Source organism: Bacillus sp. MAG717A (genome assembly GCF_036884855.1).
Classification (GTDB): Bacteria; Bacillota; Bacilli; order Bacillales; family Bacillaceae; genus Bacillus; species Bacillus safensis.
This window is the reverse complement of record NZ_CP145733.1, coordinates 927,801-952,460: the sequence shown is the minus strand read 5'-3', so window position 1 is coordinate 952,460 and position 24,660 is coordinate 927,801. Positions and strand designations below refer to the sequence as shown.

General features: G+C 41.2%; 21 protein-coding genes and 1 riboswitch. Of the genes, 16 read left to right on the top strand and 5 right to left on the bottom strand.

Features of this window, described 5'->3' with window-relative positions:
- Window positions 1-6: 6 nt before the first annotated feature.
- From V6Z54_RS05040 to V6Z54_RS04970, 15 genes are all read left to right on the top strand, one after another.
- On the top strand, window positions 7-834 hold the full coding sequence (locus tag V6Z54_RS05040; RefSeq protein ID WP_041089152.1) for an AraC family transcriptional regulator: 828 nt from the start codon (window positions 7-9) through the stop codon (window positions 832-834).
- Window positions 831-1,763, top strand: a complete 933-nt coding sequence (locus V6Z54_RS05035; protein ID WP_039176645.1) for a DMT family transporter — start codon at window positions 831-833, stop codon at window positions 1,761-1,763. The genes V6Z54_RS05040 and V6Z54_RS05035 overlap by 4 nt, the downstream gene beginning before the upstream one ends.
- Window positions 1,764-1,860: 97 nt before the next feature.
- Window positions 1,861-2,916 (top strand): tartrate dehydrogenase, encoded by a 1,056-nt coding sequence (locus V6Z54_RS05030; RefSeq protein WP_338527772.1) that lies wholly within the window; start codon window positions 1,861-1,863, stop codon window positions 2,914-2,916.
- 72 nt (window positions 2,917-2,988) lie between these two features.
- The gene (locus V6Z54_RS05025; RefSeq protein ID WP_073980025.1) at window positions 2,989-5,175 is read left to right on the top strand and encodes a DNA topoisomerase III; all 2,187 of its coding nucleotides are present in this window, start codon (window positions 2,989-2,991) and stop codon (window positions 5,173-5,175) included.
- 196 nt (window positions 5,176-5,371) lie between these two features.
- Window positions 5,372-6,454 carry a glycosyl hydrolase family 8 gene (locus V6Z54_RS05020; RefSeq protein WP_338527771.1) on the top strand — a complete coding sequence of 361 codons (1,083 nt, stop codon included), beginning with the start codon at window positions 5,372-5,374 and terminating at the stop codon, window positions 6,452-6,454.
- A complete protein-coding gene (locus tag V6Z54_RS05015; protein WP_075610909.1) occupies window positions 6,435-7,286 on the top strand; it encodes a GGDEF domain-containing protein in 852 nt (283 codons plus the stop codon). The genes V6Z54_RS05020 and V6Z54_RS05015 overlap by 20 nt, the downstream gene beginning before the upstream one ends.
- Window positions 7,276-8,988: a DUF2334 domain-containing protein gene (locus V6Z54_RS05010; protein WP_073980022.1), complete on the top strand. Its 1,713-nt coding sequence runs from the start codon at window positions 7,276-7,278 to the stop codon at window positions 8,986-8,988. Before V6Z54_RS05015 ends, V6Z54_RS05010 begins: the two co-directional genes overlap by 11 nt.
- On the top strand, window positions 8,981-10,249 hold the full coding sequence (locus V6Z54_RS05005) for a glycosyltransferase (RefSeq protein WP_024427352.1): 1,269 nt from the start codon (window positions 8,981-8,983) through the stop codon (window positions 10,247-10,249). The genes V6Z54_RS05010 and V6Z54_RS05005 overlap by 8 nt, the downstream gene beginning before the upstream one ends.
- A gap of 4 nt (window positions 10,250-10,253) precedes the next feature.
- Window positions 10,254-12,338 (top strand): cellulose biosynthesis cyclic di-GMP-binding regulatory protein BcsB, encoded by a 2,085-nt coding sequence (locus V6Z54_RS05000; RefSeq protein WP_338527770.1) that lies wholly within the window; start codon window positions 10,254-10,256, stop codon window positions 12,336-12,338.
- Window positions 12,339-12,407: 69 nt separating this feature from the next.
- Window positions 12,408-12,552: riboswitch (cyclic di-AMP (ydaO/yuaA leader) on the top strand.
- A 112-nt stretch (window positions 12,553-12,664) separates the two neighbouring features.
- A complete protein-coding gene (locus V6Z54_RS04995; protein ID WP_338527769.1) occupies window positions 12,665-14,491 on the top strand; it encodes an APC family permease in 1,827 nt (608 codons plus the stop codon).
- A gap of 68 nt (window positions 14,492-14,559) precedes the next feature.
- Entirely contained in the window at window positions 14,560-16,281 is a 1,722-nt protein-coding gene (locus tag V6Z54_RS04990) for a pyruvate oxidase (RefSeq protein WP_073980020.1), read from the top strand.
- A gap of 192 nt (window positions 16,282-16,473) precedes the next feature.
- Complete coding sequence (locus V6Z54_RS04985; RefSeq protein WP_338527960.1) at window positions 16,474-18,219, top strand: T7SS effector LXG polymorphic toxin; 1,746 nt, start codon at window positions 16,474-16,476, stop codon at window positions 18,217-18,219.
- Window positions 18,209-18,655: a hypothetical protein gene (locus tag V6Z54_RS04980; protein ID WP_338527768.1), complete on the top strand. Its 447-nt coding sequence runs from the start codon at window positions 18,209-18,211 to the stop codon at window positions 18,653-18,655. The genes V6Z54_RS04985 and V6Z54_RS04980 overlap by 11 nt, the downstream gene beginning before the upstream one ends.
- A gap of 13 nt (window positions 18,656-18,668) precedes the next feature.
- Complete coding sequence (locus V6Z54_RS04975; RefSeq protein WP_338527767.1) at window positions 18,669-19,370, top strand: endonuclease V; 702 nt, start codon at window positions 18,669-18,671, stop codon at window positions 19,368-19,370.
- 82 nt (window positions 19,371-19,452) lie between these two features.
- Window positions 19,453-19,677, top strand: a complete 225-nt coding sequence (locus V6Z54_RS04970) for a hypothetical protein (protein ID WP_073979350.1) — start codon at window positions 19,453-19,455, stop codon at window positions 19,675-19,677.
- A 39-nt stretch (window positions 19,678-19,716) separates the two neighbouring features.
- Here V6Z54_RS04970 and V6Z54_RS04965 read toward each other — a convergent pair whose 3' ends face one another.
- The 4 genes from V6Z54_RS04965 to V6Z54_RS04950 form a co-directional block, all read right to left on the bottom strand.
- The gene (locus V6Z54_RS04965; RefSeq protein ID WP_008346966.1) at window positions 19,717-19,980 is read right to left on the bottom strand and encodes a hypothetical protein; all 264 of its coding nucleotides are present in this window, start codon (window positions 19,978-19,980) and stop codon (window positions 19,717-19,719) included.
- A gap of 98 nt (window positions 19,981-20,078) precedes the next feature.
- A complete protein-coding gene (locus tag V6Z54_RS04960) occupies window positions 20,079-20,648 on the bottom strand; it encodes a GNAT family protein (protein WP_039176679.1) in 570 nt (189 codons plus the stop codon).
- Between the two features lie 71 nt (window positions 20,649-20,719).
- Window positions 20,720-21,997 (bottom strand): Nramp family divalent metal transporter, encoded by a 1,278-nt coding sequence (locus V6Z54_RS04955; protein ID WP_041089177.1) that lies wholly within the window; start codon window positions 21,995-21,997, stop codon window positions 20,720-20,722.
- Between the two features lie 222 nt (window positions 21,998-22,219).
- Window positions 22,220-22,480, bottom strand: coding sequence for a GlsB/YeaQ/YmgE family stress response membrane protein (locus V6Z54_RS04950; RefSeq protein ID WP_003214275.1), 261 nt, complete (start codon window positions 22,478-22,480; stop codon window positions 22,220-22,222).
- 160 nt (window positions 22,481-22,640) lie between these two features.
- On the opposite strand from V6Z54_RS04950, the gene V6Z54_RS04945 reads away from it, so the two are divergent.
- Window positions 22,641-23,471: an EcsC family protein gene (locus V6Z54_RS04945; RefSeq protein ID WP_338527766.1), complete on the top strand. Its 831-nt coding sequence runs from the start codon at window positions 22,641-22,643 to the stop codon at window positions 23,469-23,471.
- Window positions 23,472-23,497: 26 nt separating this feature from the next.
- Here the strand turns inward: V6Z54_RS04945 and V6Z54_RS04940 are convergent, their stop codons facing one another.
- Window positions 23,498-24,595 carry a DctP family TRAP transporter solute-binding subunit gene (locus tag V6Z54_RS04940; protein WP_041089181.1) on the bottom strand — a complete coding sequence of 366 codons (1,098 nt, stop codon included), beginning with the start codon at window positions 24,593-24,595 and terminating at the stop codon, window positions 23,498-23,500.
- Window positions 24,596-24,660: the final 65 nt, after the last annotated feature.

Below are 24,660 nucleotides of genomic sequence, written 5' to 3'. Positions count from 1 at the left end.
ATCGACATGAGAACATTAGAGGAACGAACAGTCCATTTTGACCAGGACTTGCAAATAGAGGCGTATCGCTTTCATGCCATCATCAAAAAGTTCCCAAAACATTTTCATACATACTATGTGATTGGATTTATTGAAGGCGGTCAAAGACGTATGTTCTGCCAAAATCAAGAATACATCATTGGAAAAGGAGATATCCTTCTTTTCAATCCGTACGATAATCACGGATGTGAACAATTTGATCACAAGCCGCTAGATTATCGCAGCTTAAATATTGAACCAGAGTTGCTGGAGAAGATCTTTCAGCACAAGCCGCATTTTAAAGCCCCTGTGGTTTCACAAAGTGAACTAGCAAAGCAATTATATGATCTTCATCAAATGATCACAGAAGAAGCTCCTGCTTTGAATAAACAGGAAGCCTTTTACTTTTTGATGAAGCAGTTGATCGAAACCTATTCTGATACACCAGAGGAAAAAGCATCAGCAGCCAATGCCAATGCCAATGAACAAAAAGTCCAAGACGTACAGCAATATATTGAAACACATCTCACGGAAAATATATCGTTAGATGACTTAGGTGAGCTCGTGTCCATGAACAAATATTCATTGCTGCGTGCTTTTACAAAGTTCAGAGGAATTACGCCGTATCGTTATTTACAGACAATCAGGGTGAACTATGCGAAGGAGCTTCTCGCCCAAGGAATGAAGCCAATAGATGTAGCTGCTGCCGCTGGATTTTCTGATCAAAGTCATTTGACTCATTTCTTTTCGGAATTTATTGGGCTTACGCCAGGGCAGTATCAGCAAATTTTTGAAAAGCAGGTAACAGCAAAATGAAAAATAAACAGCTTCTTGGTCATCTAGCAGCCATGTTCACCATTTTTTTATGGGGATCTACTTTTATATCAACCAAAATATTATTAACGGCTTTTTCTCCAACAGAGATTTTATTTTTTCGTTTTTTCCTTGGGTACCTTACCCTGATGATCATTTATCCAGTCACCATGAAGGTGCAGCGTAGAAAGCATGAAGGGATGTTTGCGCTCGCAGGGTTATGCGGTGTGGTCTTATACTATTTTTTAGAAAATGTTGCACTTACCTATACGTTCGCTTCGAATGCAGGTGTCATCAGCTCCGTTGTCCCATTTTTCTCTTTTCTATTGTCTTATTTTTTATTAAAAGATGAGCCGCTGCACAGCCGCTTTTTTATAGGCTTTTTCATCGCGATGATGGGAATTGTACTGATTAGCTTTAATGGGATGACGACGTTCCAATTGAATCCGCTCGGTGATGCTTTAGCATTTATGGCTACCATCGTCTGGGCATTTTATTCCATTTTATCGAAAATGATCAATCAATATGGCTACCATATTATTCAGGTGACAAGACGTGTCTTCTTTTACGGGCTGCTATGGATGATTCCGCTAATCTGGCATTTTAAGATTCGTTTAGACTGGGAGCGGTTCACGAATCCATCGTTTGCCTTCCACTTGCTGTTTTTAGGCGTCTTTGCATCTGCTATTTGTTTTCTGACATGGAGCTTTTCCGTGAAGACGATCGGTGTGGTGAAATCAAGTGTGTATATTTATGGAGTGCCCATTATCACGATGATCATTTCAATGATCGTACTTCACGAGAGTCTGACCTTCATGTCGGCACTAGGAACGGTACTGACCTTAGGAGGTTTGCTGCTTTCAGATAAAAAAGGTGCGGGAAGAAAGAAACAGAAGTCCCCGATACTGGTGCAGGATAAAAAGGCGCTTTGATCAAAAAGCGTCTTTTGTCCATTGTAAGAACAGGCACTCTTTAGTAAACTCAAATTAAACGGTCGACGGTCGACCGATGACAAAGGGGGAAAAATCAATGAAGCATGTTTCAATTGCAGCGATACCAGGAGACGGAGTTGGAAAGGAAGTTGTGCCTGAAGCCATCCGAGTTTTGAAAGCGATATCAGAGGTGCATGGCGGTCTATCTTTCACCTTTCAGGATTTTCCGTGGAGCTGTGAATATTATTTAGAGCATGGCGAAATGATGCCAAAGGATGGATTGGAACAACTAAAAGCCTTTGACAGCATTTTCTTAGGGGCCGTCGGAGATGCCAATTTAGTGCCGGATCATGTATCACTTTGGGGATTGCTCATTAAAATTAGACGTGAATTTGAGCAGGTGATCAACGTTAGACCTGCAAAACAGCTGAGCGGCATTCGCTCACCGCTTGCTCAGCCAAAGGATTTCGATCTTCTTGTTGTAAGAGAAAACGGTGAAGGTGAATATAGTGAAATTGGGGGCCGTATCTATCAAGGAGAAGATCAGCTTGCCATTCAAAATGCTGTTTTCTCCAGAAAAGGGACAGAGCGAGCCATGCGTTTTGCCTTTCAATTAGCAAAAAAGAGAAGAAAGCATGTGACAAGTGCAACCAAATCGAATGGAATAGTTCATACAATGCCATTTTGGGATGAAGTGTTTCAAGACGTAGCAAAGGATTATCCAGAGGTGACAGCAGACTCACAGCACATTGATGCACTCTCAGCCTTCTTTGTAACAAGACCTGAGAAATTCGATGTGATTGTAGCCAGTAATTTATTTGGCGATATTTTGACTGATCTTGGAGCTGCCATTATGGGAAGTATTGGCGTGGCGCCTGCCGCCAACATCAATGTGAATGGCAAATATCCGTCTATGTTTGAGCCTGTACACGGATCAGCCCCAGACATTGCAGGAAAAGGGATTGCCAACCCAATCGGTCAAATTTGGACAGCTAAACTCATGCTTGATCATTTCGGAGAGGAAGAACTGGGCACACACCTGCTCGAAATCATCGAGTCAGTCACAGCAGACGGCTTTTTAACAGCAGACATCGGCGGAGCCTATCAAACACAAGAAATCACCAACGAAATCATCGAGCGCTTGAAGAAATAATCCGTCATTAGAACCGCATCTCCACGTCTGCTATAATAAAAGGATGGATAGAAGAAAGAGATGTGAAATCTAGTGTCAAAAACAGTTGTATTAGCAGAGAAACCTTCAGTAGGACGTGACTTAGCGCGTGTGCTGAAGTGTCATAAAAAAGGAAATGGTTTTTTAGAAGGAGATCAATACATTGTGACGTGGGCGCTTGGTCATTTGGTCACACTGGCTGATCCAGAAGGCTACGGAAAAGAATTTCAATCCTGGCGTTTAGAGGATTTGCCGATCATTCCAGAGCCGCTCAAGCTTGTCGTCATGAAAAAGACAGGAAAGCAATTCCAAGCAGTAAAAGCACAGCTTGCAAGAAAAGATGTAAAAGATATTGTCATCGCAACAGATGCTGGACGTGAAGGGGAGCTAGTCGCAAGATGGATTCTTGAAAAAGCGCATGTGAAAAAGCCGCTAAAACGACTATGGATCTCATCTGTTACGGACAAAGCCATTCAAGAAGGCTTCAAACGATTAAAAGATGGCAGAGAATATGATAATCTGTATCGCTCGGCGGTTGCACGTGCAGAGGCAGACTGGATTGTAGGGATCAACGCAACAAGAGCGCTGACGACCAAGTTCAATGCACAGCTTTCCTGCGGACGGGTACAAACACCAACGATTGCCATGATCGCCAAACGAGAAGAAGACATTCAGCAATTCCAGCCGAAGCCGTTCTATGGAATGACTGCACAAGTAGATGGGCTTACCTTGACATGGCAGGATGCCAAAACAAAGCAAAACCGCACATTCCAAGAGAATGTCATAAAAGAGCGTTTGGCAGGATGCAAAGGAAAACCAGCGGTGATCGATGCATTGAAAAAAACAGCGAAAAAAGCTTTTGCTCCAGGGCTGTATGACCTGACTGAATTGCAGCGTGATGCACATAAACGCTACGGCTTCTCAGCAAAAGAAACCTTGTCTACGCTTCAGCGATTGTATGAGCAGCATAAGCTTGTGACATATCCACGTACTGATTCACGATTTATTTCAGCGGATATCGTTCCTACATTAAAAGATCGTTTAAAAGGAATGAACGTCAGACCGTACGCACAGCATGTGAACCGCATTTTACAATCAGGCGTGAAAGCGCACAAAGGCTTCGTCAACGATGCAAAAGTGTCAGATCACCATGCGATCATTCCAACCGAGGAAGAGCTGTATCCTGGTGCACTAAGTGATAAAGAGCGTAAATTATATGATCTTATTGCCAAACGATTCCTTGCTGTACTCATGAATCCTTTTGAATACGAGGAAACAACGGTGTTTGCCAAGATAGGCAGTGAAACCTTCACGGCAAAAGGAAAAACCGTACAATCAGCCGGCTGGAAAGCCGTGTATGATGATTCCTATGAAGACGAGGAATCAGCCGAAGCAGATCAGCATCTGCCGCTGCTCTCAGAAGGGCAGTCACTTGAAGTACGCCAGCTGAAAGAAACAAATGGAGAAACGAAACCTCCTGCCCGTTTTAATGAAGCAACTCTGCTATCTGCTATGGAGAACCCAGCGGCATTTATGCAAAATCAGGAAAAGGACTTAGTGAAAACCCTCGGTGAAACAGGCGGACTAGGAACAGTGGCCACAAGAGCCGATATCATTGAAAAACTGTTCAACAGCTTCTTAATCGAGAAAAAGGGCAAAGACATTTTCATCACATCGAAAGGGAAACAGCTGCTTTCCTTAGTGCCTGAAGACTTAAAGTCTCCTGCATTAACAGCGGAATGGGAACAAAAGCTTTCTAAAATAGCAAAAGGACAGCTGAAGGCTTCTCAATTCATGAGTGAAATGAAGTCCTATGCAAAACAAGCCGTATCTGAAATCAAACAGACTAATCAAACCTTTAAGCATGACAATGTCACTGGCACCCATTGTCCTGACTGCGGAAAACTTATGCTGAAAGTGAACGGAAAACATGGCACAATGCTCGTGTGCCAGGACCGAGAATGCGGCCACCGTAAAAATGTAGCGAAGAAAACAAACGCACGCTGCCCGAACTGTCATAAAAAGCTCGAGCTGCGTGGAGAAGGCGATGGTAAAATCTTTGCTTGTGTGTGCGGCCATAGAGAAAAACTGTCGGTTTTCGAAAAACGCAAATCTCAATCCAATCAAAAGAGAGCCAGTAAGCACGATGTGTCTAAATATATGAAGAAACAAAAGAAAGTGGAAGAACCAATCAATAACGCACTGGCTGAGCAATTAAAGAAATTAAAATTAGATCAATAGTAGTGTATAAACCCATGCGGAAACGCATGGGTTTTTCAGTGCAATCAAGTATATCGGCATATGGTTTTTCTGAAAATGGGAATACGTATGCGAAAAGACTCGTAATTTGGTATGAAATATTTATTTAAATTTTAACAAAAACACTCTATAATAAATCGTTGGATGCTAAGAGAACAGGAGTTGAAAGGGGACACGAATGGTTACAGCCATACATCGCACGGCTATTGTTTTACTCATTGTTTTTTTATTAGGCGGATGTACCTGGAAACAGCAGAGTGAATCAGCTGATCCAGTATCTCCACAGCCTGTATTGCCTGGAGAATATTTTATCACTCATCACCTCATGACAGATCAAGGCATGATTCGCACTTCATTAGCAGAGCAGCACATCTACTTATCTGAGTCGCTTGGACTTTGGATGGATTATCTTGTTCGAAAAAAAGACCAAAATTCTTTTGACCAACAATTTGGTGTCCTGCAAGATGAATTTTTACTAGATGATCATCTTCTCAGCTGGCAAATCGAATCTGATCAAAAAAGTAAAGCCAATGCTCTAGTTGATGACTTACGGGTAGTGGCGGCACTTCAAAAGGCAGATCGTTTATGGAAGAATGCAGCGTATCAAACCACAGCAAAAGAAATCGCACAAGCGTTAAAAGACAAGAATATGTATAGAGGCATCTTGTCCGATTATTATGATGCATCAACAAACCGAACTTCACACACAATCACACTCTCATATTTAGACCCAAAAGCAATCAAAGAATTGGAATCCCTCAAAATATTCACGAAACAAATGACGAGTAACCAATTGACCATTCTAAAACAAGCACCGAGAAAAAAAGGATTCTTTCCTAAATCCTATGACATAAAGAAAAAAGCCTATTCATTTGATCGAGAAATCAATATGATTGATCAACTCTATACGGCTCTACATGCTGATCGTGCAAAGGTGAGTACGTCCGCGATCATGAAATGGCTGAAAACGACTTTTAAAAAAGAAGGAAAACTGTACGGTAGATATAAACTGAGCACATTGCAGCCATCGGTGACGTATGAATCGCCTTCTGTATATGCACTGGTCATCTTGTATGCTCTTAAACGAAACGAACCGGAATTCGCAAAAGAGGTCTATGACCGCATGAAAGAATTACAAATTCAAGATCCTCTCAAGGATTATTATGGAGGATACATGAACGAAAAAGACACACACTCATTTGACAACTTATTGCCTCTCATTGCAGAAAGGGAGCTTTTTAATGAATCGGTTATTCAGTAATACGTATCGTTTATATTATTCTCTGCTCCTCACGTTTGCAGGTCTTATTTTGTTTATGGGCTACCTTGGCTTACATGATGCAGAGAGCTTTTTGATGATCACACTGACTTTTGTCGTGTTAGGATGCGGGATTTTATTTGGCATCTTACCAGCATTAATTTTTACCTTGCTGATGTTGTTCTTTATAGGAAGTGCTATGTTCTTTACAGAGCTTGGCCACACAAATCCTTTCTTTTCCAATCGAACATTGCAGGATGTGGTGGTTTGGGGCGTAGCCCTACTCTTTTTCGCGATTTCAGCAGGAAGCTTGCATGAGCGGATCAAGACGATGCGTCACACCATTGAACAACAAAAGCAGGCGATGAAACAATTTGTGGCGATTGACTCGACAACTGGATTTGACAATGCAGATCGGATGAAGCTGGAATTATCCGAGGAAATGAAACGGGCAGAACGTTACAAACAGCCATTCGTTTTTATCCTTCTTCATATCCATTATGCAGCGGAATTCAAATCGTTATATGGAGAAAAAGAAATGCAGCACCTATTTCAGCAGTTAAGTATCAAGATTCGCGAAAGTGTCAGAGAAACGGATAAGAAATTTCGATTATCCGAAGAACGAATAGGCTTGCTGCTTACTCACACACCAGAAGAGAATGTCTCTGTCGTCCTTGAGAAGCTAAAAGATAAATTGCAAAAGCATGTGCTGTTAAACGGTCGTGAAGTCACCCTGACTTTTCATGTCTGTCATTTAACAAGCAGTTCGGATTATCGTACGCCAGAGCAATTTTTAGAAGAACTAGAAAAAGAGATGATGATGAATGAACTTTAATTCTTTGATGAAATGCTGTTTGCTGCTTGCTCTTTTTTTGATTCTTTCTTTTAAATACATGGCTTCAGCCGACGCACTTGCCAAGTCAGATACCCTGATCGTTTATTCGACAGAATCGGGGGAAGCGACTCCAGCAGTGCATATGCTGGATCTACTCGCCGGACATTTTTCAACAAAGACGACGATTGTATCTGATGAACATTTGGCTGAAAAGAAGATCAGTGAATTTCAGCAAGTCATCTACCTAGGAGAAATAAAGAGAACCTTACCGAAACAGACCATTCGTATGATGAATGAAGCACAGAAGGTAATAGCCATTGGATACAATGCGGAACAGCTTCGCCCATTCTCCAAGCTTACTTTTCACAAACAAGATCACACGAGTCAAATCAAATATACAGATGATCAAACTTACCGTCAGCTAGAGAAAAGTATTAGTGCGTTAACGGTTCAAGGGGCAGACTTGCAAAGTGAATTTTTATTGAAGAAGCATGAAGCTGATCTTCCATTTGTGATTCAAACAAAGAAAGGTGCCGACTATATTGGAATCTTAAATGTCGTGCAGCAGATCGAGCTACTTGCAGAAGTGCTAGAAAAACGTCTGCCTTCTTCTCATCAACTGACCACAAAGTACTTAAGGCTTGGGAACATCAGCCCTGTCACTGACGAGAAGAAGCTGCTTGAGCTTGGACAATACGTATCGACTCGGCATATTCCGTTTCTGATAGCGGTAACCCCTGTATGGGTGGATCGAACAACAGGTGATGAAGTGACACTGAGTGACCGCCCGCAGCTCGTAAAAGTGTTAAAACAATTGCAAAGCGATGGAGCTAGCATCATTCTTCATGGATTTAGCCGTACGTACCGAACGGAGGATTCTGGTCAGGACTTTGAGTTCTGGGATGCAAAGAATGATCAGGCCATTACGTCAAATGACCCAAAAAAAGCCGAGAAAAAGCAAAGTGAAAGCCATTTTTCGAATGAAAAAGACTTCCATGCTTATACGAGATCGAATCAGCAGCAAGAAATCATCTATACAGAAGAAAAAATCACAAAGGGTATTGAGCTTCTTGCGCAGCAAGGTCTATATCCACTGGCATTCGAGGTGCCGCATGATGCCATATCCCAACAAGGCTACGATGTGATATCAAGGCATATGTCCAGCCTGTTTGGACAGGTACAGTTGTCGGATCATACGTGGAAAACAGCCGGTGCTCCGCCGCTGGTGACGAAACCCGCCATGCTTCACGGCATGACCTTATATCCTCAGCAATCAGTAGAACCAGCGTCTGACCAAGAAGGTTCAAATATTTTAATAGAACAAAAGATTCAATCCATCCAGCATCTTCAATCTGCCGCAATCGGGCTGTCCTATGATGTGGAATCCAGAATAGATGGACTACAGAATCTGGTGATGCAGATGGATGCAATTCCTTCTAGTGAATGGCTGGATTTAAAGAAAACAAAACAGACGGTCCAAACATCACATGTGCAGATCAAAACATCAGGGAATGGACATATTCAAGTAGAACAATCCAATAGAGCAGAAACCAAAACAGTCAAACGAAGCGGTATGGAAAATATGCTGCGCATTCTCACAGTCGTGGTGATGCTGTTTATTGTGGCATTTGCTTTTTACACATTGTATTTAAGACTGACAATGAAAAAACGAATTTTTAAGGAGAGAAAATCAGGTGGCTGATGTCTTATTTTATCTTTCATTAATATTGATTTGGATCATGCTCCTATACCACATGTTTCTCATGCAGGGCGGTTTTCAGCACTACCTGACCTACGAAAAAGTGCTGCCTGAATGGACGAAACAGGGGAAAGAGCTGCCGACTGTCAGCATCCTGATTCCTGCTCATAATGAAGAAGTTGTCATCCGGCAAACGCTAAAAGCAATGGTCCAGCTATCCTACCCTAAACATCTCCTTGAAATCATTGTGATTAATGACAATTCCTCCGATGGCACAGGGGACATCGTGCAGTCATTCAGTGAGCAATATGATCATGTCCATATGATTGAAACGAAGCCGCCATTTGCAGGAAAGGGAAAATCAACTGCACTGAATGAAGGCTTAAAGGCTTCAACAGGAGAAGTCATCTGCGTATACGATGCAGATAACATGCCTGAACAAAAGGCTGTCTATCACTTGGTTCTCGGTTTATTGAACGACCCAAAGGCAGGCGCTGTTGTCGGGAAATTCAGGGTCATTAATGCAGCCAAAAATCTCCTGACCAAATTTATTAATATTGAGACCATCTGCTTCCAATGGATGGCGCAGGGCGGAAGATGGAAGTGGTTTGGCATTGCGACAATACCAGGCACCAACTTCGCCATCCGCCGCCACATTTTAGAAGAACTTGGCGGCTGGGATGTTCATGCGCTGGCTGAGGACACCGAATTAACGATTCGTGTCTATAACCTTGGCTATGTCATTCGATTTTTCCCGGCAGCGATCACTTGGGAACAAGAGCCTGAGACGTGGAAAGTCTGGTGGCGGCAAAGAACGCGCTGGGCTCGAGGTAATCAATATGTTGTACTCAAATTTTTAAAGCAGTTTATGAAGCTGAAACGAAAACGAATGATTTTCGATTTGTTTTATTTCTTCTTTACGTATTTCTTATTTTTCTTCGGTGTCCTGCTCTCAAATGGGATCTTTATCGTGAACCTATTTGTTGACCTTCACTTATCTGTAGGTGCTGTTGCACTGATCCTATGGGGATTGGCCTTCTTCCTCTTTCTAACAGAAGTGATGATTACATTAAGCATTGAGAAAACAGAGCTCACCAAACAAAATATACTCATTGTGGCGCTCATGTACTTCACTTATTCTCAAGTATGGATTGCGCTAGTCGTATACTCCTTATGTGTAGAGGCAAAGAGCCGTCTATTCAAACAAGAAGTAAAATGGTACAAAACCGAGCGCTACGATCAACAACAAAAGAAAAGTGGGTGACAAATTGAAATCGGTAAAATGGATGATTTTTATATTGATGATATCCCTTGCCATTCAGCCTTTTTTCATGGCGGGGCAAGCACTGGCGCAATCAAATCGAGTACAAGTGAAAGATGACTGGATTCGCTCATCAAAAGGAAGCCAAACAGAAACGCAAGCATTATCAGAAGATGTAGTGACCTTGTATGGACAAGAAGACCGCACTGAATTTTCCTATCAAATAGAGAAAGGAAAAATAGAGTCTAGCACCCTTACATTGAATATAGAGGCATCACCATTACTCATTTCGCCATCATCGTTCACAGTCATGATTGATGGAGAGATTGAAAAGACCATTCCAGTATCAGGGAAAAACCAAAAGAAGTCGATTCAAATCAAATTGAACAAAGAGCAATTGAAAAAAGGTTCTCATCTAATTCAGCTCGCATTTTATGGCGTGTTAAAAGAAGGTGTGTGTATCAACCAAGAGACACCTGCCAATTGGCTGAAAGTATATCCTGAAAGTGAGCTGGCTTTCAAAGGAACTCAAACGACAGACGTGACGTTAGACAGCTTCCCTTCACCTTTCATTCAAACAGGTGATCAGAAGGAACAAACAGATATTGTGATTCCAAATTCACCGGAAGCAGCTGAATTAGAAGCGGCTATGAAAGTATACCGTACGTTGAAAAACAAAGACCGCCAAGCAGACCTCAAAATCGTCCAAGAAAAGGACCTCAAGCAAATCGCGCATCCAACGATTGCTGTTGGAGCGAAAGGAAACTGGGAGGGACGAGTGAAATCGATCGAGCAAGCTGCGAAAATGAAAACAGCAAGCAACCAGCTCACGTTAGCAGTGAGAACACTGACTGGGAAGAAAAAAGAACAGCCCATTTTATTTGTCACTGCTGAACAGCCAAAGATAATTGCTGAAAAAATCAATGTCCTGACTCAACCAGAACTGACCGATCAGCTCACTGGGACAGATTTGCTGCTTCAAAAGGTTACTGCTAAAGCATCAAAACCATCTCATCAAATTCGTTTAAAAGATTTTGGTGGTGATGATGTAACGGTTGGAACCAAAAAGACGGCATCGGATCATTACTATTATCCGAAGGCATTGATCTCTAATCAAAAATCTGGTGCAAAGTTAAATCTATCATTTAAAAAAACTGATACAGCGAACAAAGCGGAACGCTTAACAGTCATGATTAATAATGAACCACACGATGTACCGTTAACAAAACTAGGAAACAAAGATGAGAATGGATTCTATCATGTGTCAATTCCAGTAGATTCACAAGTGCTCCAGAAGAATGAATATATTGATTTGCAATTTGTTACTACAGGCTTTAAAAACATGGAATCCTGTAGACATACAGATGAAGAAGGCTGGATTTACATTGATAAGAATAGCTCTCTTCAAATACCAGAAGGGACGACTAGTGATACACCGGATTTAGCCGCATGGCCGCTTCCTTTCACATCAAAAACGCAGCAAGGAAAAACATTGATCATCATGCCAAATCAAATCAAGCAAGAAACGATCAATCAAATGGCGATGCTGACAGAATCATTTAGTCAGCCGGAAGCTGCTCAATATCAATTAATCAAAGCATCAAATGTGACAAATGATCAATTGAAAAATCACTCTATTATTTTCATCGGGGGCATTCAAACGTTCTCTCTTTTAAAAGAAAAGGCAGAGGATCTCATCGTTCCTGTGACAAAGGATCAGTATGATGTATCCTCCTTTGGCATGATCAACGAAACGACTGCTCGTATTGTATGGACACAGCCATCTGTATGGAACAAAGAGCAAACAATGACCGTCTTTTCAGGAATGAATGCAGCTGACGCTGATCTTTCACATGAAGTGCTTCATTTCCTGCAAACAAATACGGAAATGGCAACAGTTGCCATCGAGAGCAAAAACAAAGACATGTTCTCTAATCATCAAACGGTCAGCACAACAAATGATCTCAAAAAAGGTGAAAAGCAAGGCGTCGGTGATTCTTGGATTTATTTTGCATGTATCGCTGTGCTGATTATTTTTGTGGTCGGAATGATTATTTATTTTGTGCGAAAAAACCGCAAAAAGACTGATTGATAAACGATCAAAAGACCTTGAAAAAATATCTTTACTTTGGTGTCAAACGGGAGTATGATCTCTTTTATAAAAGACCAATCGCTGAATCATTTCGATGAGCGGGGGAACCATTTGTGGTGCAGGACACCACTTGGGGTGAATCCTTTTTAGGTAGGGCAAAGTCTCATGCGCCCGAATCCGTCAGCTAACCTCGTAAGCGTTAAAGAGAGCAAAGACCAACCTGTGATCTAAACAATAGACGCAGGGGCATTCTATTGCCTCTGTGTCTTTTTGGCGATCCATCTTTTGTAACTTAAATCGTTTGACACTAAAGGAGCGGGCATCACATGTACAGTTTGATGAAGCGTATTTTAATTGGGAAACCATTAAAATCACAGGCAGCAGGAGAACAAAAACTATCAAAAATCAAAGCGTTGGCATTATTGTCATCAGACGCATTATCATCCGTTGCATACGGTACAGAACAAATCTTGATTGTTCTTTCAGTCGTTAGTGCAGCAGCATTTTGGTACTCACTCCCGATTGCAGGTTGTGTATTAATTCTTTTAATGGCGTTAATTCTATCTTACCGCCAGATTATTTATGCTTATCCAGAAGGCGGCGGGGCCTATGTCGTCTCTAGCCGAAACTTAGGTGAAAAGCCAGGACTGATCGCTGGCGGATCATTGCTTGTAGATTATATTTTGACTGTAGCAGTGAGCATATCAGCGGGTACCGATGCCATCACATCAGCTTTTCCAACACTATATCCATATCATGTGCTGATTTCAATTGTATTGGTCATCTTGATTATGGTGCTCAACCTTCGTGGATTGACAGAATCAGCATCTATTTTGGCTTATCCCGTATACTTGTTTGTCATATCACTCCTTATATTAATTGGAGTCGGCGGCTTTAAATTATTAACAGGAGGCGTTCCTCCAGCACCTGAGCATACTGCAATAGCTACACACGTACCTGGCATTACATTATTTCTTTTATTAAAAGCATTTTCGTCTGGCTGTTCTGCACTGACTGGAGTAGAAGCCATTTCAAATACCATTCCATCCTTTAAAAAACCAGCTGCACAAAATGCAGCGAGAACATTATTGATGATGGGTGGATTACTAGCTGTATTATTTGTTGGCGTGACATTGCTTGCGTTTGGTTTTGGTATCTCACCAAAGCCAGAAGAAACAGTTGTATCACAAATTGCATCAGATACATTTGGACGTACATTTTTCTATTATGTCATTCAGGCTGTCACAGCTTTAATCTTGATATTAGCGGCAAACACCGGCTTCTCCGCCTTTCCTTTATTGGCGGTCAACTTAGCAAAGGATAAATATATGCCGCGCATGTTTACTGTAAGAGGGGATCGTCTCGGTTACTCTAATGGCATTATCTTTTTAGGTGTAGCTTCCATGCTACTCATTTGGTTGTTTGATGGGAAAACGGAACACCTTATCCCGCTATATGCTGTCGGTGTATTTATTCCATTTACGTTGTCACAGACCGGTATGTGTGTGAAGTGGATTCGTGAAAAACCGCAGGGCTGGAAAACGAAAATGCCTATCAATATAGTGGGAGCGCTGATTTCTTTCACGGTTCTCATGATTCTTATTTTGACCAAGTTCCATCTTGTATGGCCAGTATTTGTTTTCATGCCAATTGTGCTATTGATCTTTCATTCTATTAAAAAGCATTATCTGTCTGTCGGAGAACAACTGCGTTTAATGAATGAAACAGAGCCAGTTGAGATTAAAGGAAATGTGGTCATCGTGCCAATAGCAGGAGTAACACGTGTCGTCGAGCAATCTGTTCAATATGCAAAATCCTTATCAGAGCAAGTCATAGCAGTTCATGTATCCTTTGATAAAGAAAAAGATAAGAAAATTGAAGCGGATTGGGAAAAACTGAACAGCGGTGTGCGGCTTGTGATGTTGCATTCGTCTTATCGAAGTCTTATTCATCCGCTTGATAAATTTCTTGAAACGGTTGAGGCAAAAGCAAATGCGCATCAATATAAAGTGATGGTGCTCGTTCCTCAATTTATCCCGAAAAAAAGATGGCACACCATCTTGCATAACCAATCTGCCTTTTTATTAAGATTCCGTCTATTATGGAAACGGGATATTGTGGTCGCCACCCTTCCATATCATTTTAAAAAGTAGCAGCAAGTTGAAACGTTTGATCAAAAGGGTGCGGTGGTATGGAAGTAAGAAAAAAGGAGTTTTCTCACATGCCGCAAAGAACCGCAGGAAAAGAAGTAACAGCGCTACTGGAAGAGTGGGGCGTAAAACATATTTATGGAATGCCCGGCGACAGCATAAACGAATTGATTGAAGAGCTTAGGCACGAATCAAGCGAAATACAATTTATACAAACGAGACATGAAGAAGTGGCGGCACTCTCAGCGGCGGCTGATGCCAAACTAACAGGTAAGCTCGGTGTCTGCTTATCCATCGCTGGACCGGGTGCTGTCCACTTATTAAATGGACTATACGATGCAAAAGCAGATGGCGCACCCGTTTTAGCAATTGCAGGGCAGGTTGCGTCGAATGAAGTAGGAAGAGACACATTTCAAGAAATCAAATTAGAGCGGATGTTTGACGACGTCGCAGTCTTTAATCAGCAGGTACAAACAGCAGAAGCTCTGCCTGATTTATTGAATCAAGCCATTAAAGCAGCTTATACCCATAAAGGGGTGGCAGTTCTCACCGTATCGGATGACTTATTTTCTCAAAAAATTAAGCGTAAGCCTGTTTATACATCTCCTCTTTATGTTGAAGGAGAAGTACGGCCAAAGAAAGATCAACTGCTAAAGGCAGCACAGCTAATTAAAAATGCGAAGAAGCCAGTCATCTTAGCAGGTAAAGGATTACGAAATGCAAAAGAAGAGCTTCTTTCATTTGCAGAAAAGGCTGCTGCACCTATCGTCATCACCCTTCCTGCAAAAGGTGTTGTGCCAGACAGGCATCCATACTTTTTAGGAAACCTAGGTCAAATTGGAACGAAGCCAGCTTATGAAGCGATGGAAGAGTGTGATCTCTTAATTATGCTTGGAACTTCCTTTCCCTATAGAGACTACTTACCAGAGGACACACCTGCCATTCAACTGGATATTAAACCAGATCAAATCGGTAAAAGATATCCGGTAGACGTAGGAATCGTGAGTGACAGCAAGAGTGGTTTGCATGAACTGACCTCCTACATTGAATATAAAGAACAGCGTGGTTTCCTTGAAGCTTGTACTGAGCATATGATGAAATGGCGAGAAGAAATGGATAAGGAAAAATCCGTTGCTACATCACCGCTTAAACCTCAGCAAGTCATTGCTAGATTAGAAGAAGCAGTCGAAGACGACGCCATTCTTTCTGTTGATGTAGGGAATGTGACCGTATGGATGGCACGCCATTTTGAAATGAAACAGCAAGATTTCATCATCTCCAGCTGGCTTGCCACAATGGGCTGTGGTTTGCCTGGTGCTATCTCTGCTAAGTTAAATGAACCGAATCGCCAAGCGATTGCTGTCTGTGGCGATGGTGGCTTCACAATGGTCATGCAAGACTTTGTGACAGCGGTAAAATATAAACTGCCAATCGTTGTTGTGATTTTAAACAACAATAACCTTGGAATGATTGAATATGAACAACAAGTAAAAGGAAACATCAATTATGGTATAGAGCTGGAAGATATTGATTTTGCTAAGTTTGCAGAAGCATGTGGCGGCAAAGGAATCTCCGTGTCATCACATGAAGAACTAGCTCCAGCCTTTGATACAGCCCTTCAATCAGATAAACCTGTCATTATTGATGTTGCTGTCACCAATGAACCGCCGTTACCTGGGAAAATTACGTACACACAAGCAGCTGGTTTTAGTAAGTACTTACTGAAAAAATTCTTTGAAAAAGGCGAGCTGGATATCCCTCCACTCAAGAAAAGTTTAAAACGCTTTTTCTAAACAAAATGTAGTCGGTCCTCTCAAAAGAGGACTGACTTTTTTGTGATGAAAGGAAAAATATTTCAATTATCACTTGTTTTATTTCATCTGGAAATATATGGAAATTATTTTTGTAACTTAAAGCCTATTTTTCCAATTCGCTGAGAAAGGTAAAATAGACTTTATGATCAATAATGGAGGGAGTGACTTCTTCTGGGCAAGATACTTGATGCAAAAGCACTAACAAGTGCCATGGACACAAGGGCAAAACACTATCAGGAACTCCGCGAACAAATGGTAGATTTAAAACAGGCATTACAAAGTGTTGCCAATCTTGGTGATGATTTTACTGGAAAAGGTGCCGATAACATTAAAAGCTTTTATAAAGAACTAGCGGGTAATGTTGATATGTTTATCAATTTCATTGATAAGCAAAAAGCCTTTCATGAAGGTGTTTCTGGGACACTTGATGATACGAGCTTTGGCGGCGATACCTTTGTAGAAGAACACTTTTTAGACAACGCAGTACATATGGGCATCAAGAATGCCAAAAGTATTGTAAAGGATCAAAAAAAGGCACTCAAAACGATTTTTCAAGACATTGATGATCTGATTTCTCTAGAAGTATTTGATAGTCAAACCTTTGATGAAAAAATAGAAGATGCGGAAGATGAACGAAAAAAGACAGTCAAAGATTTAAGAGAGCTTGATCAAAATTTAAAAGATGAATATGCTTTGTCAGAGACAGAGCAGCAAGCTACAATGGCATTGTACGCTGAAATGATGAATGCGACAAATGACGGAAAAGCGATTTCGCCTATGAATTTTGACAAGAAAGCGTATCAAAATAGCGAAATCTACAAGGCAAAAAGCGATATTGAAAAGCAAACTTCTGAATATCTGAAAATCAAAAAAGAACAAGAAGAAGCCCGAAAGATTGCAAAGGAACAAGAAGCCCTCGCCAACCGCCCTTGGTATGAAAAAGCACTCGATTATGGCGGAAACATCGTCAATGAACTGACTGGTGTGAACGATGCAAAACGTGCCGCAACAGGTGTTGATCCGATCACAGGCGAGGAACTCACCGCAGGTCAGCGAGTCGCGGCAGGCGGCATGGCAGCCGCAGGCTACATCCCAATCGTCGGCTGGGCAGGCCGCATTTTTAAAGGCGGAAAGGCGGTCTATAAAACGACTCAAGCCACATCAGCCGCAGTGAGAGCGGTTGACGTTTACAAAACATCACAAAAATCCTTTGACGCCCTAAAAACATCTCAAAAAGGCTTATACGGCCTCACCGCCACAAACGGTTTCAGCGAAGCAATCACAGGCCGAGACATGTTTGGAAACAAGATCTCAAAAGAACAGCAGGAAGCAAGTATGAATGCGGCGCTTGGAATGCTTTTGCCGTTTGGGGCGAAAGGGTTTCATGGGAAGATGGGGGTTAAAGAGAACACGAAAAGTCGAATTGATTATTTGAGAAATAAATATGGAAAGATCGATTCAAAAGAATTAAATGAAAGAATTAATTTACGCGGAGAAACGGTGAAAGAACTAAATAAATTAAAAGAAACTGGCATTAGCAAGAAGAAAATGGGTCCTGCCTTTGCTGGAGTTTATGATAAGCAGACTGGAAAATATTCGTATGCAATAAATGATTATGATGGAAAGTTACCAGATTTCCATCCCTTAATAAATGCCAAATATGATAGAATGCCAAAAGAGGTTATAGATTCATATACATTTACAAAAGGTGCGGGGTCACATGCAGAAGTGATCGCCTTGAATAAGGCCTTAAAGGCTAATCCAGGTGCTAGTTTGGATAATTTTATTTTGAATGTTGTTAGGACAGGTCAGAGTAGAGTGAAACCGGCTGGAATGATGTTTCCAAGGTGTCCTCATTGTGCTTATCTTACAGATGGATCTAAAATTATCACGGAGGTTCCTAAAAATGTTAAATGATATATTGCAAAAAGATTTTATTTTAGAGAATGGCACTGAGTTTGAAGAATGTTTAGAATATGGAGGCCCTTACGAACTAGCAATAGTGGAAATTACCGAGGGTGGTAAAGAAGAGCTGTTTACGGGATTAGCATATGATATATATGAAAATGGGAATATTGAGAGTTATTTCTATGTTGAACAAGGGGTTAAACAAGGTAAGTATGTTGAATTCTATTCAAATGGAAATGTTAAGAAAATAGGTCATATGAGTAAAAATGCAGCCGACGGCTATCAAGTTGAGTTTTTTGAAAATGGAAATAAAAAGTATGAATCTGAATGTGTTGCTGGTCGAGAGATGACTTTTATAAAGTATGATGAAAGTGGAAATATTGTAGAGAAAAAGGCAGAACCTAATGAATCCGATTTGAAATATGCCGAAAAATTCAACAGCTAATCGTGTGGATCTTATGAATAATGATGAAATAAATGATTTATTAGAAAAATTTAAAAGTGAACAAAAAGTGCTCTTGCCTAAAGTGCAATTGAAAAATAATTTTCAACTTGAGAACATAAGGTTTATTGCAGGTGTAGATGTAGCTTATTTTGATATGCATGGAAAAACGAGCGGTGTTTGTTGTATCGTCGTCTATGATTTGATAGAAAAAAAAATCATAGAAAAAGTGCATAGCCATGGAGAAATAAGGATTCCTTATATAGCAGGTTTTCTTGCTTTTCGTGAAATGCCATTAATTAAAGATGCAGTAAAAAAACTGACGAAACAAGTAGACGTCTATATGTTTGATGGAAATGGTTATTTACATTATAGACACATGGGCATTGCTACTCAGGCGTCTTTCTTCTTAAATAAACCTACCATTGGAGTCGCAAAAAGTTATTTGAAAATTAATGGTATAGATTTTACCATGCCCCAAAATAAAACAAATGCATACACAGATATTATTATAAATAACGAAATATATGGAAGAGCCCTCAGAACCAGAGTGAATGTTAAGCCTATTTTTATTTCATGTGGGAATTGGATTGATTTAGATACAACTACAAAAATTATTATGAAACTTATTGATAAAAACAGTAGATTACCAATACCCGTAAGGTTTGCAGATATTGAGACACATGCTATTCGAAAAGAGTTATTAACAAAAGAATAGGGGAAGTGTAACATAGCACATTTTTTAGCTGTATTGAAAAGGGCTAACGACATCCAATCAAACAATAAAAGGAGTTAAAACCATGCTATGGATTTTCACACAAAACCAGCAAAGTTTCGTTCATGTCCACGAAGTCACAGTAACCGGCAAAAAGATTGAAGGGATGATCGCAGGAAGCGATACTTGGGTCAAGACGCTTGGCAAGTATGACTCAAACGATCGTGCAGCAGAGATCCTTCAAGACATTGTGAAAGTAATTGAAGCCAATCAAGATGCCACCGTGACTTACAGAATGCCAAATCAATAAAAAAGAAACCACCTTTCCATTGAAAAAGGTGGTTTTTGTTTATGATGGTGTTTTTGTAAAGGCTAAAAATAAAGGAATGCCTGTGCCGACAAGGGTTGTGGCAAATAGAAACATACCGCAAATGAATAGAAAATGGCTGGCTGAAAAGACAAGTGCCAGAATGAGAAAAACGATGCTGAGTCCTGCCATGCTATATGATGGAACAAAGCGGCGTTTGTAGGTGGCTTTCTTTGTTAAGAATGAGAAGAAAATGCCAAATAATAAAGGGACTATCCATAAGTAAAATAAAATAATAAGAGACATACTTCATACCTCGATTTTTCCTTCTATTTTATCAGATGCTGATCGCAACCGAAACTACAAAGCTTCACTTTGTAAAATAATTCATTCAATCGACACAATTAAGTGGGCTGATTCATGGAATGTGTTTTTTCTTTCATATATTCAGGCTGCAAAAGGGCGTATACACAATGATCCGTAAAGCGGTCGCCCAGCCATTCACATTGTCTCAAAATGCCTTCAAGCGAAAAGGATAATCGCTCTGCGATGCGTCTGCTCTTCTGGTTATCGACAGCAGCCCTGATTTCAATGCGGTGCAGTCCACATTCTTCAAATAAATATTGAATGACTGCTTTGCATGCTTTTGTCATGATGCCTTTTCCTTGATAGCCTTCTCCGAGCCAATAGCCAATTGAAACAGTTCTGTTGATCCAATGAATTTGGTGGGTGCCAATGATCCCGACAAGCTCTCCATGTGACCAGATGCCCGCTTGAAAACCGTTGTTCTGCAAGGCTTGCTGCATCGCGCCTTGAATGAACGCCATGCTGTCTTCTTCTGTCTGCGTTGAATCCACCCAAAGCATCCATTCACGTAAATGCTCTCTTGACCGCTGGATGAGCAAATATAGACTTCTTGCGTCTCTTGGCTCAAGCAGCCGCATGGATATCTCTTGATCTTGATAAAAAAACATGTGCCCACATCCTCTCAGGGGAATTTTACCATAACCATATGAAAAGAAAAAGACAGCATCACGACTGTCTTTTACATAAACGTATCCACAATTAAAAAGAGATTGAGTGCGACAACAAGAGCTGCTATCACCCAAGATATTCCTGTCACCCAGCGGGCATTCGTCAATTCGCCCATAATTCGTTTTTTACTTGTAAATAAAATGAGCGGAATTAAAGCAAAGGCAATACCAAAGGATAAGACCACCTGACTCATCACAAGTGCAGATGTCGGATTCACCCCAGATGCAATGATCACAATAGGGGGAATCATGGTAATCAGCCGGCGGACATACAGTGGAATGCGGTATTGAATAAAACCCTGCATAATGATATCGCCTGACAATGTACCGACAGAAGAGCTGGATAGTCCGGCTACAAGCAGGCCTACACCAAATAAGATAGCTGATACAGGACCTGCGAGTGTGCCAAAATGCTGGAACGCAACATCTAGATCTTCAACAAAGAGACCATTTTTATAAAATAGAGCGGCTGCCACAATCAACATACTGGCATTGATGGCTCCGGCAACTAGCATCGCAATGAGGATATCGAAAAACTCAAAGCGGAAAATCTGTTTTTTCTCCTTTTCTGTTCTGCCGACGACTCTTCTTTGGGTTAATGCTGAATGTAAATAGATCGCATGCGGCATCACAGTGGCACCTAAAATTCCAGCTGCAAGTAGCACACTATCTGCGCCATCAAATTTTGGAATGAAAAGCCCGCCTGCGACACTTGCCATATCAGGCTTGGCAACAAAGGTTTGCACAGCGAAAGCAATCACGACAACGAAGAGCATGCCGGTAATGCCAGCTTCTAATGCTCGATATCCCCGTCTTTGCAATTCTAAAATCGCAAATGATCCGATGGCTGCAATAATGGATGCTTCAAGCAGCGGGATCCGAAAGAGCAAGTATAAACCAAGTGCTGCTCCAATAAACTCAGCTAAATCTGTGGCAATAATGACGAGTTCGCCCTGAATCCATAAACCGATGGAGACGGGTTTTGGAAACTCTTCACGTGCAATTTCAGGTAAGTTTTTACCTGTTGCTATTCCAAGCTTTGCGGACAAGGATTGGATGAGCAAAGCCATGAGATTTGATATAAGAATGACCCATAAGAGGAGATATCCATATTTGGAGCCAGCGGCAATGTTGGTGGCAAAATTCCCTGGATCAATATATGCAATGGCAGCGATAAAAGCAGGGCCCAGAAAAGGAAGAAGCCTTCTAAATCCTTTGACTTTTCCTTCAAGTGCACGCTCAGCTGCTGCTGACATGTGTGCTTGTGCCTCGATGTATTTGTTTGTCATATGTCATCACCTAGATTCTACAAAGTTTTGCTTGGGCACAAAAAGTTTCCTTCATGCAATTTTTAATCATCATATGCCCATCTTCATGAAAAGTCAACTATCTGAACTAATAGGTTTGTTTATCATATGTAAGTGAAAAAAATAGATACCTTGTCAACGCGCAACATAAAAAACACCGCCCCTTAGACGGTGTCCCTACTGCTTCCTCTGTTATTTGTTTTTTTAAGATACCCTTGATCCTACGCTGCGGAAGATCAGGCTTAAAATAATGACAAAGATTGCTGCTCCTAAGATCGCTGGAATGATCGCAAAGCCTGCCAGACTAGGACCCCACGTTCCAAGTAATCCATGACCAATCCAAGCGCCTGCAAGCCCGGCAATCATTGAACCGATCCATCCTCCTGGTACACTGCCTCCAGCGAGTGCACTCCCAATGAGCCCGATGACAATCGCCACAACCAATGAAATTAGAAATCCTAACATGTTGATCACTCCTCTTTTGTTTGTTTATTAAGCAATAACCGTTTTGAAAAAGATTAAAACCTTTCGGAACCGCTTCAATGTTCTATACGTATGATGGACAAGGATTGTGTATAATAACAGACAAATACTTCAGCGGCATCTAAGGAGGCATATGACTGACATGGAGGAAAGAGAATGGCTAAAAGCACAGTTAAAGGAGATTGAAAAGTGGGAGAAAGACCAGCAAAAGGTATGGTTTTGGGAGAAACTCAGCCGTCTTCCATTTCAAATGCTGGACAAGCTGACGCCTGCTTTTATTCAGAAAAAAATCGGTGTACTGCTAGACGAAATGGGCCATTACATTCAATCCGGCGGTGCCTATTTGACATCGGAAAAAGGCATCATTCATCAATTTCAAAAGAAGTGTGCCGATGAATCCATTCAGCGTATAGAGGATATTGGAAAGGCTCCGATCGAAATGATGGATGCCATTAGTGAGCATATGGGGAAAAACAGAACGAATCTCGCGACAGTGCAAGGGGCGACAACTGGTGTTGGCGGAATGTTTACACTAGCCGCTGATATTCCTGCTGTACTCGGTCTCTCTCTGAAAACATTACAGGATATTGCCGTCACCTATGGCTATGATCCTAAAAACAAAGAGGAGCGGGTCTTCATCATTAAATGCTTGCAGTTGAACTCTGCGGATGTCGTTGGAAAGAAATCGATTCTAAAAGAGCTGAAAAGCTATCATGCATCTGAAGGGAAGCATGAAAACATGATTTCCCAAATCCAAGGGTGGCGTGAGGTCGTCTATAATTATCGGGATTCGTTTGGCTGGAAGAAACTGTTTCAGCTTGTGCCCATCGCTGGGATTTTGTTTGGTGCCGTTTCGAACCGCTCCCAATTAAAAGGAATTGCCGAAACAGGCATGATGCAATACCGAAAGCGAAGAATTTTAACAAGATTAGAAGAGTTCACCGAGCAAGAACAGAGTGAGTCCGGCGCATAAAAAGATCCCTTATCAAAGGGATTTTTTTATTTGCTCTCATCCTCTTCCTGAAAAGCATGAATAGGTGAGTGTTCATAACGTGCACGAAGTTCGCGGATCTGCTTGATTAGGGTGGAGCCAATCGTTTTTTCGGCTTCGTCATACAAAGGATCAAGAGCTTTCATCCATTTTTGTCTTTCAGCTAGCGTCAATTCATGAATGGCAATGGGCGATTCACGTTTAATGTCCTCCAGCTGATCTTTGTTCATCTGTTCTGCATGCTTTTCATTCCAAGCCGTTGTTTCCTCCATGGCTTCGAGTAAAATTCGTTTCGTTTCGGGTGTCTGGCGGTCAAAGAAGGATTGATCTGTTAAGACCACATAGCCTAAATACCCGTGATTGCTGATCGTCATATAGTCTTGTATATGATAGAATTTTTTTGAATAAATATTTGAAATGGTATTTTCTTCACCGTCTACTTTTTTGGTTTCTAATAGCTGAAACGTTGAATTAAATGATTCCTGATAGGGCTTTGCACCAAGAAGTTTGAATTGTTTTTCAATCATGTCGCTTTGCATTATGCGGAGAGACTGGTTTTTTAAATCAGCAGGCTGTTTGATGGGCCCATTATTTGAGGTAATTTGCTTAAAGCCATTTGTCCAATAAGCCATTCCCTTTAATCCATCTTTTTGCAGCGTGCCAAACAACCTTTGTCCAATTGCACCGTGCAGGCCTTCTTGAACTGCGCTGTAATTTGAAAAAGCAAAGGGGAGATCAAGTGCCAGCCACTCAGGGGACAGCATGCCGAGCTTTGAGGTAGATGGAGCGATAAATTGAACTTGATTCTCTTTGAGTGCATTAATTTCTTCAATATCAGAATAAAGGCTTCCGTTGGAGAAAATTTGAATGCTGATCTTTCCATCGGATTTTTCGTGCACGAGTTCAGCAAATTTTTTTGCGGCAAGTCCTTTAGGTGTATTGTCTGCCACGACATGACTGAATTTGAATACAAGCTGATCCTTCAGTCCGGTCTGTTCATCATCAAAGGTTGTCGCTGATTTTGGCATCATATGATAAAAGCCAAAGTATAAAGCGGTTACAAAACCGATCATGAGCAATAGTGTATAAGCGAGTAAATTCTTCATGCGTCAAATCCCCCTTATGTCAAGCATACTTGACAGAGGAAGAATTCGTAAAGATACAGGTGAAA

What these genes read in the sequence shown, in the direction of transcription:
- V6Z54_RS04960 (WP_039176679.1), bottom strand. Translation starts at nt 20,648, where the DNA reads ATGTTTTTTTATCAAGATCAAGAGATATCCATGCGGCTGCTTGAGCCA.
- V6Z54_RS04970 (WP_073979350.1), top strand. Translation starts at nt 19,453, where the DNA reads ATGCTATGGATTTTCACACAAAACCAGCAAAGTTTCGTTCATGTCCAC.
- V6Z54_RS05010 (WP_073980022.1), top strand. Translation starts at nt 7,276, where the DNA reads ATGAACTTTAATTCTTTGATGAAATGCTGTTTGCTGCTTGCTCTTTTT.
- V6Z54_RS04995 (WP_338527769.1), top strand. Translation starts at nt 12,665, where the DNA reads ATGTACAGTTTGATGAAGCGTATTTTAATTGGGAAACCATTAAAATCA.
- V6Z54_RS05020 (WP_338527771.1), top strand. Translation starts at nt 5,372, where the DNA reads ATGGTTACAGCCATACATCGCACGGCTATTGTTTTACTCATTGTTTTT.
- V6Z54_RS04955 (WP_041089177.1), bottom strand. Translation starts at nt 21,997, where the DNA reads ATGACAAACAAATACATCGAGGCACAAGCACACATGTCAGCAGCAGCT.
- V6Z54_RS04965 (WP_008346966.1), bottom strand. Translation starts at nt 19,980, where the DNA reads ATGTCTCTTATTATTTTATTTTACTTATGGATAGTCCCTTTATTATTT.
- V6Z54_RS05035 (WP_039176645.1), top strand. Translation starts at nt 831, where the DNA reads ATGAAAAATAAACAGCTTCTTGGTCATCTAGCAGCCATGTTCACCATT.
- V6Z54_RS05040 (WP_041089152.1), top strand. Translation starts at nt 7, where the DNA reads ATGAGAACATTAGAGGAACGAACAGTCCATTTTGACCAGGACTTGCAA.
- V6Z54_RS04950 (WP_003214275.1), bottom strand. Translation starts at nt 22,480, where the DNA reads ATGTTAGGATTTCTAATTTCATTGGTTGTGGCGATTGTCATCGGGCTC.
- V6Z54_RS04990 (WP_073980020.1), top strand. Translation starts at nt 14,560, where the DNA reads ATGCCGCAAAGAACCGCAGGAAAAGAAGTAACAGCGCTACTGGAAGAG.
- V6Z54_RS04945 (WP_338527766.1), top strand. Translation starts at nt 22,641, where the DNA reads ATGGAGGAAAGAGAATGGCTAAAAGCACAGTTAAAGGAGATTGAAAAG.
- V6Z54_RS05030 (WP_338527772.1), top strand. Translation starts at nt 1,861, where the DNA reads ATGAAGCATGTTTCAATTGCAGCGATACCAGGAGACGGAGTTGGAAAG.
- V6Z54_RS05015 (WP_075610909.1), top strand. Translation starts at nt 6,435, where the DNA reads ATGAATCGGTTATTCAGTAATACGTATCGTTTATATTATTCTCTGCTC.
- V6Z54_RS04975 (WP_338527767.1), top strand. Translation starts at nt 18,669, where the DNA reads ATGAATAATGATGAAATAAATGATTTATTAGAAAAATTTAAAAGTGAA.
- V6Z54_RS04940 (WP_041089181.1), bottom strand. Translation starts at nt 24,595, where the DNA reads ATGAAGAATTTACTCGCTTATACACTATTGCTCATGATCGGTTTTGTA.
- V6Z54_RS04980 (WP_338527768.1), top strand. Translation starts at nt 18,209, where the DNA reads ATGTTAAATGATATATTGCAAAAAGATTTTATTTTAGAGAATGGCACT.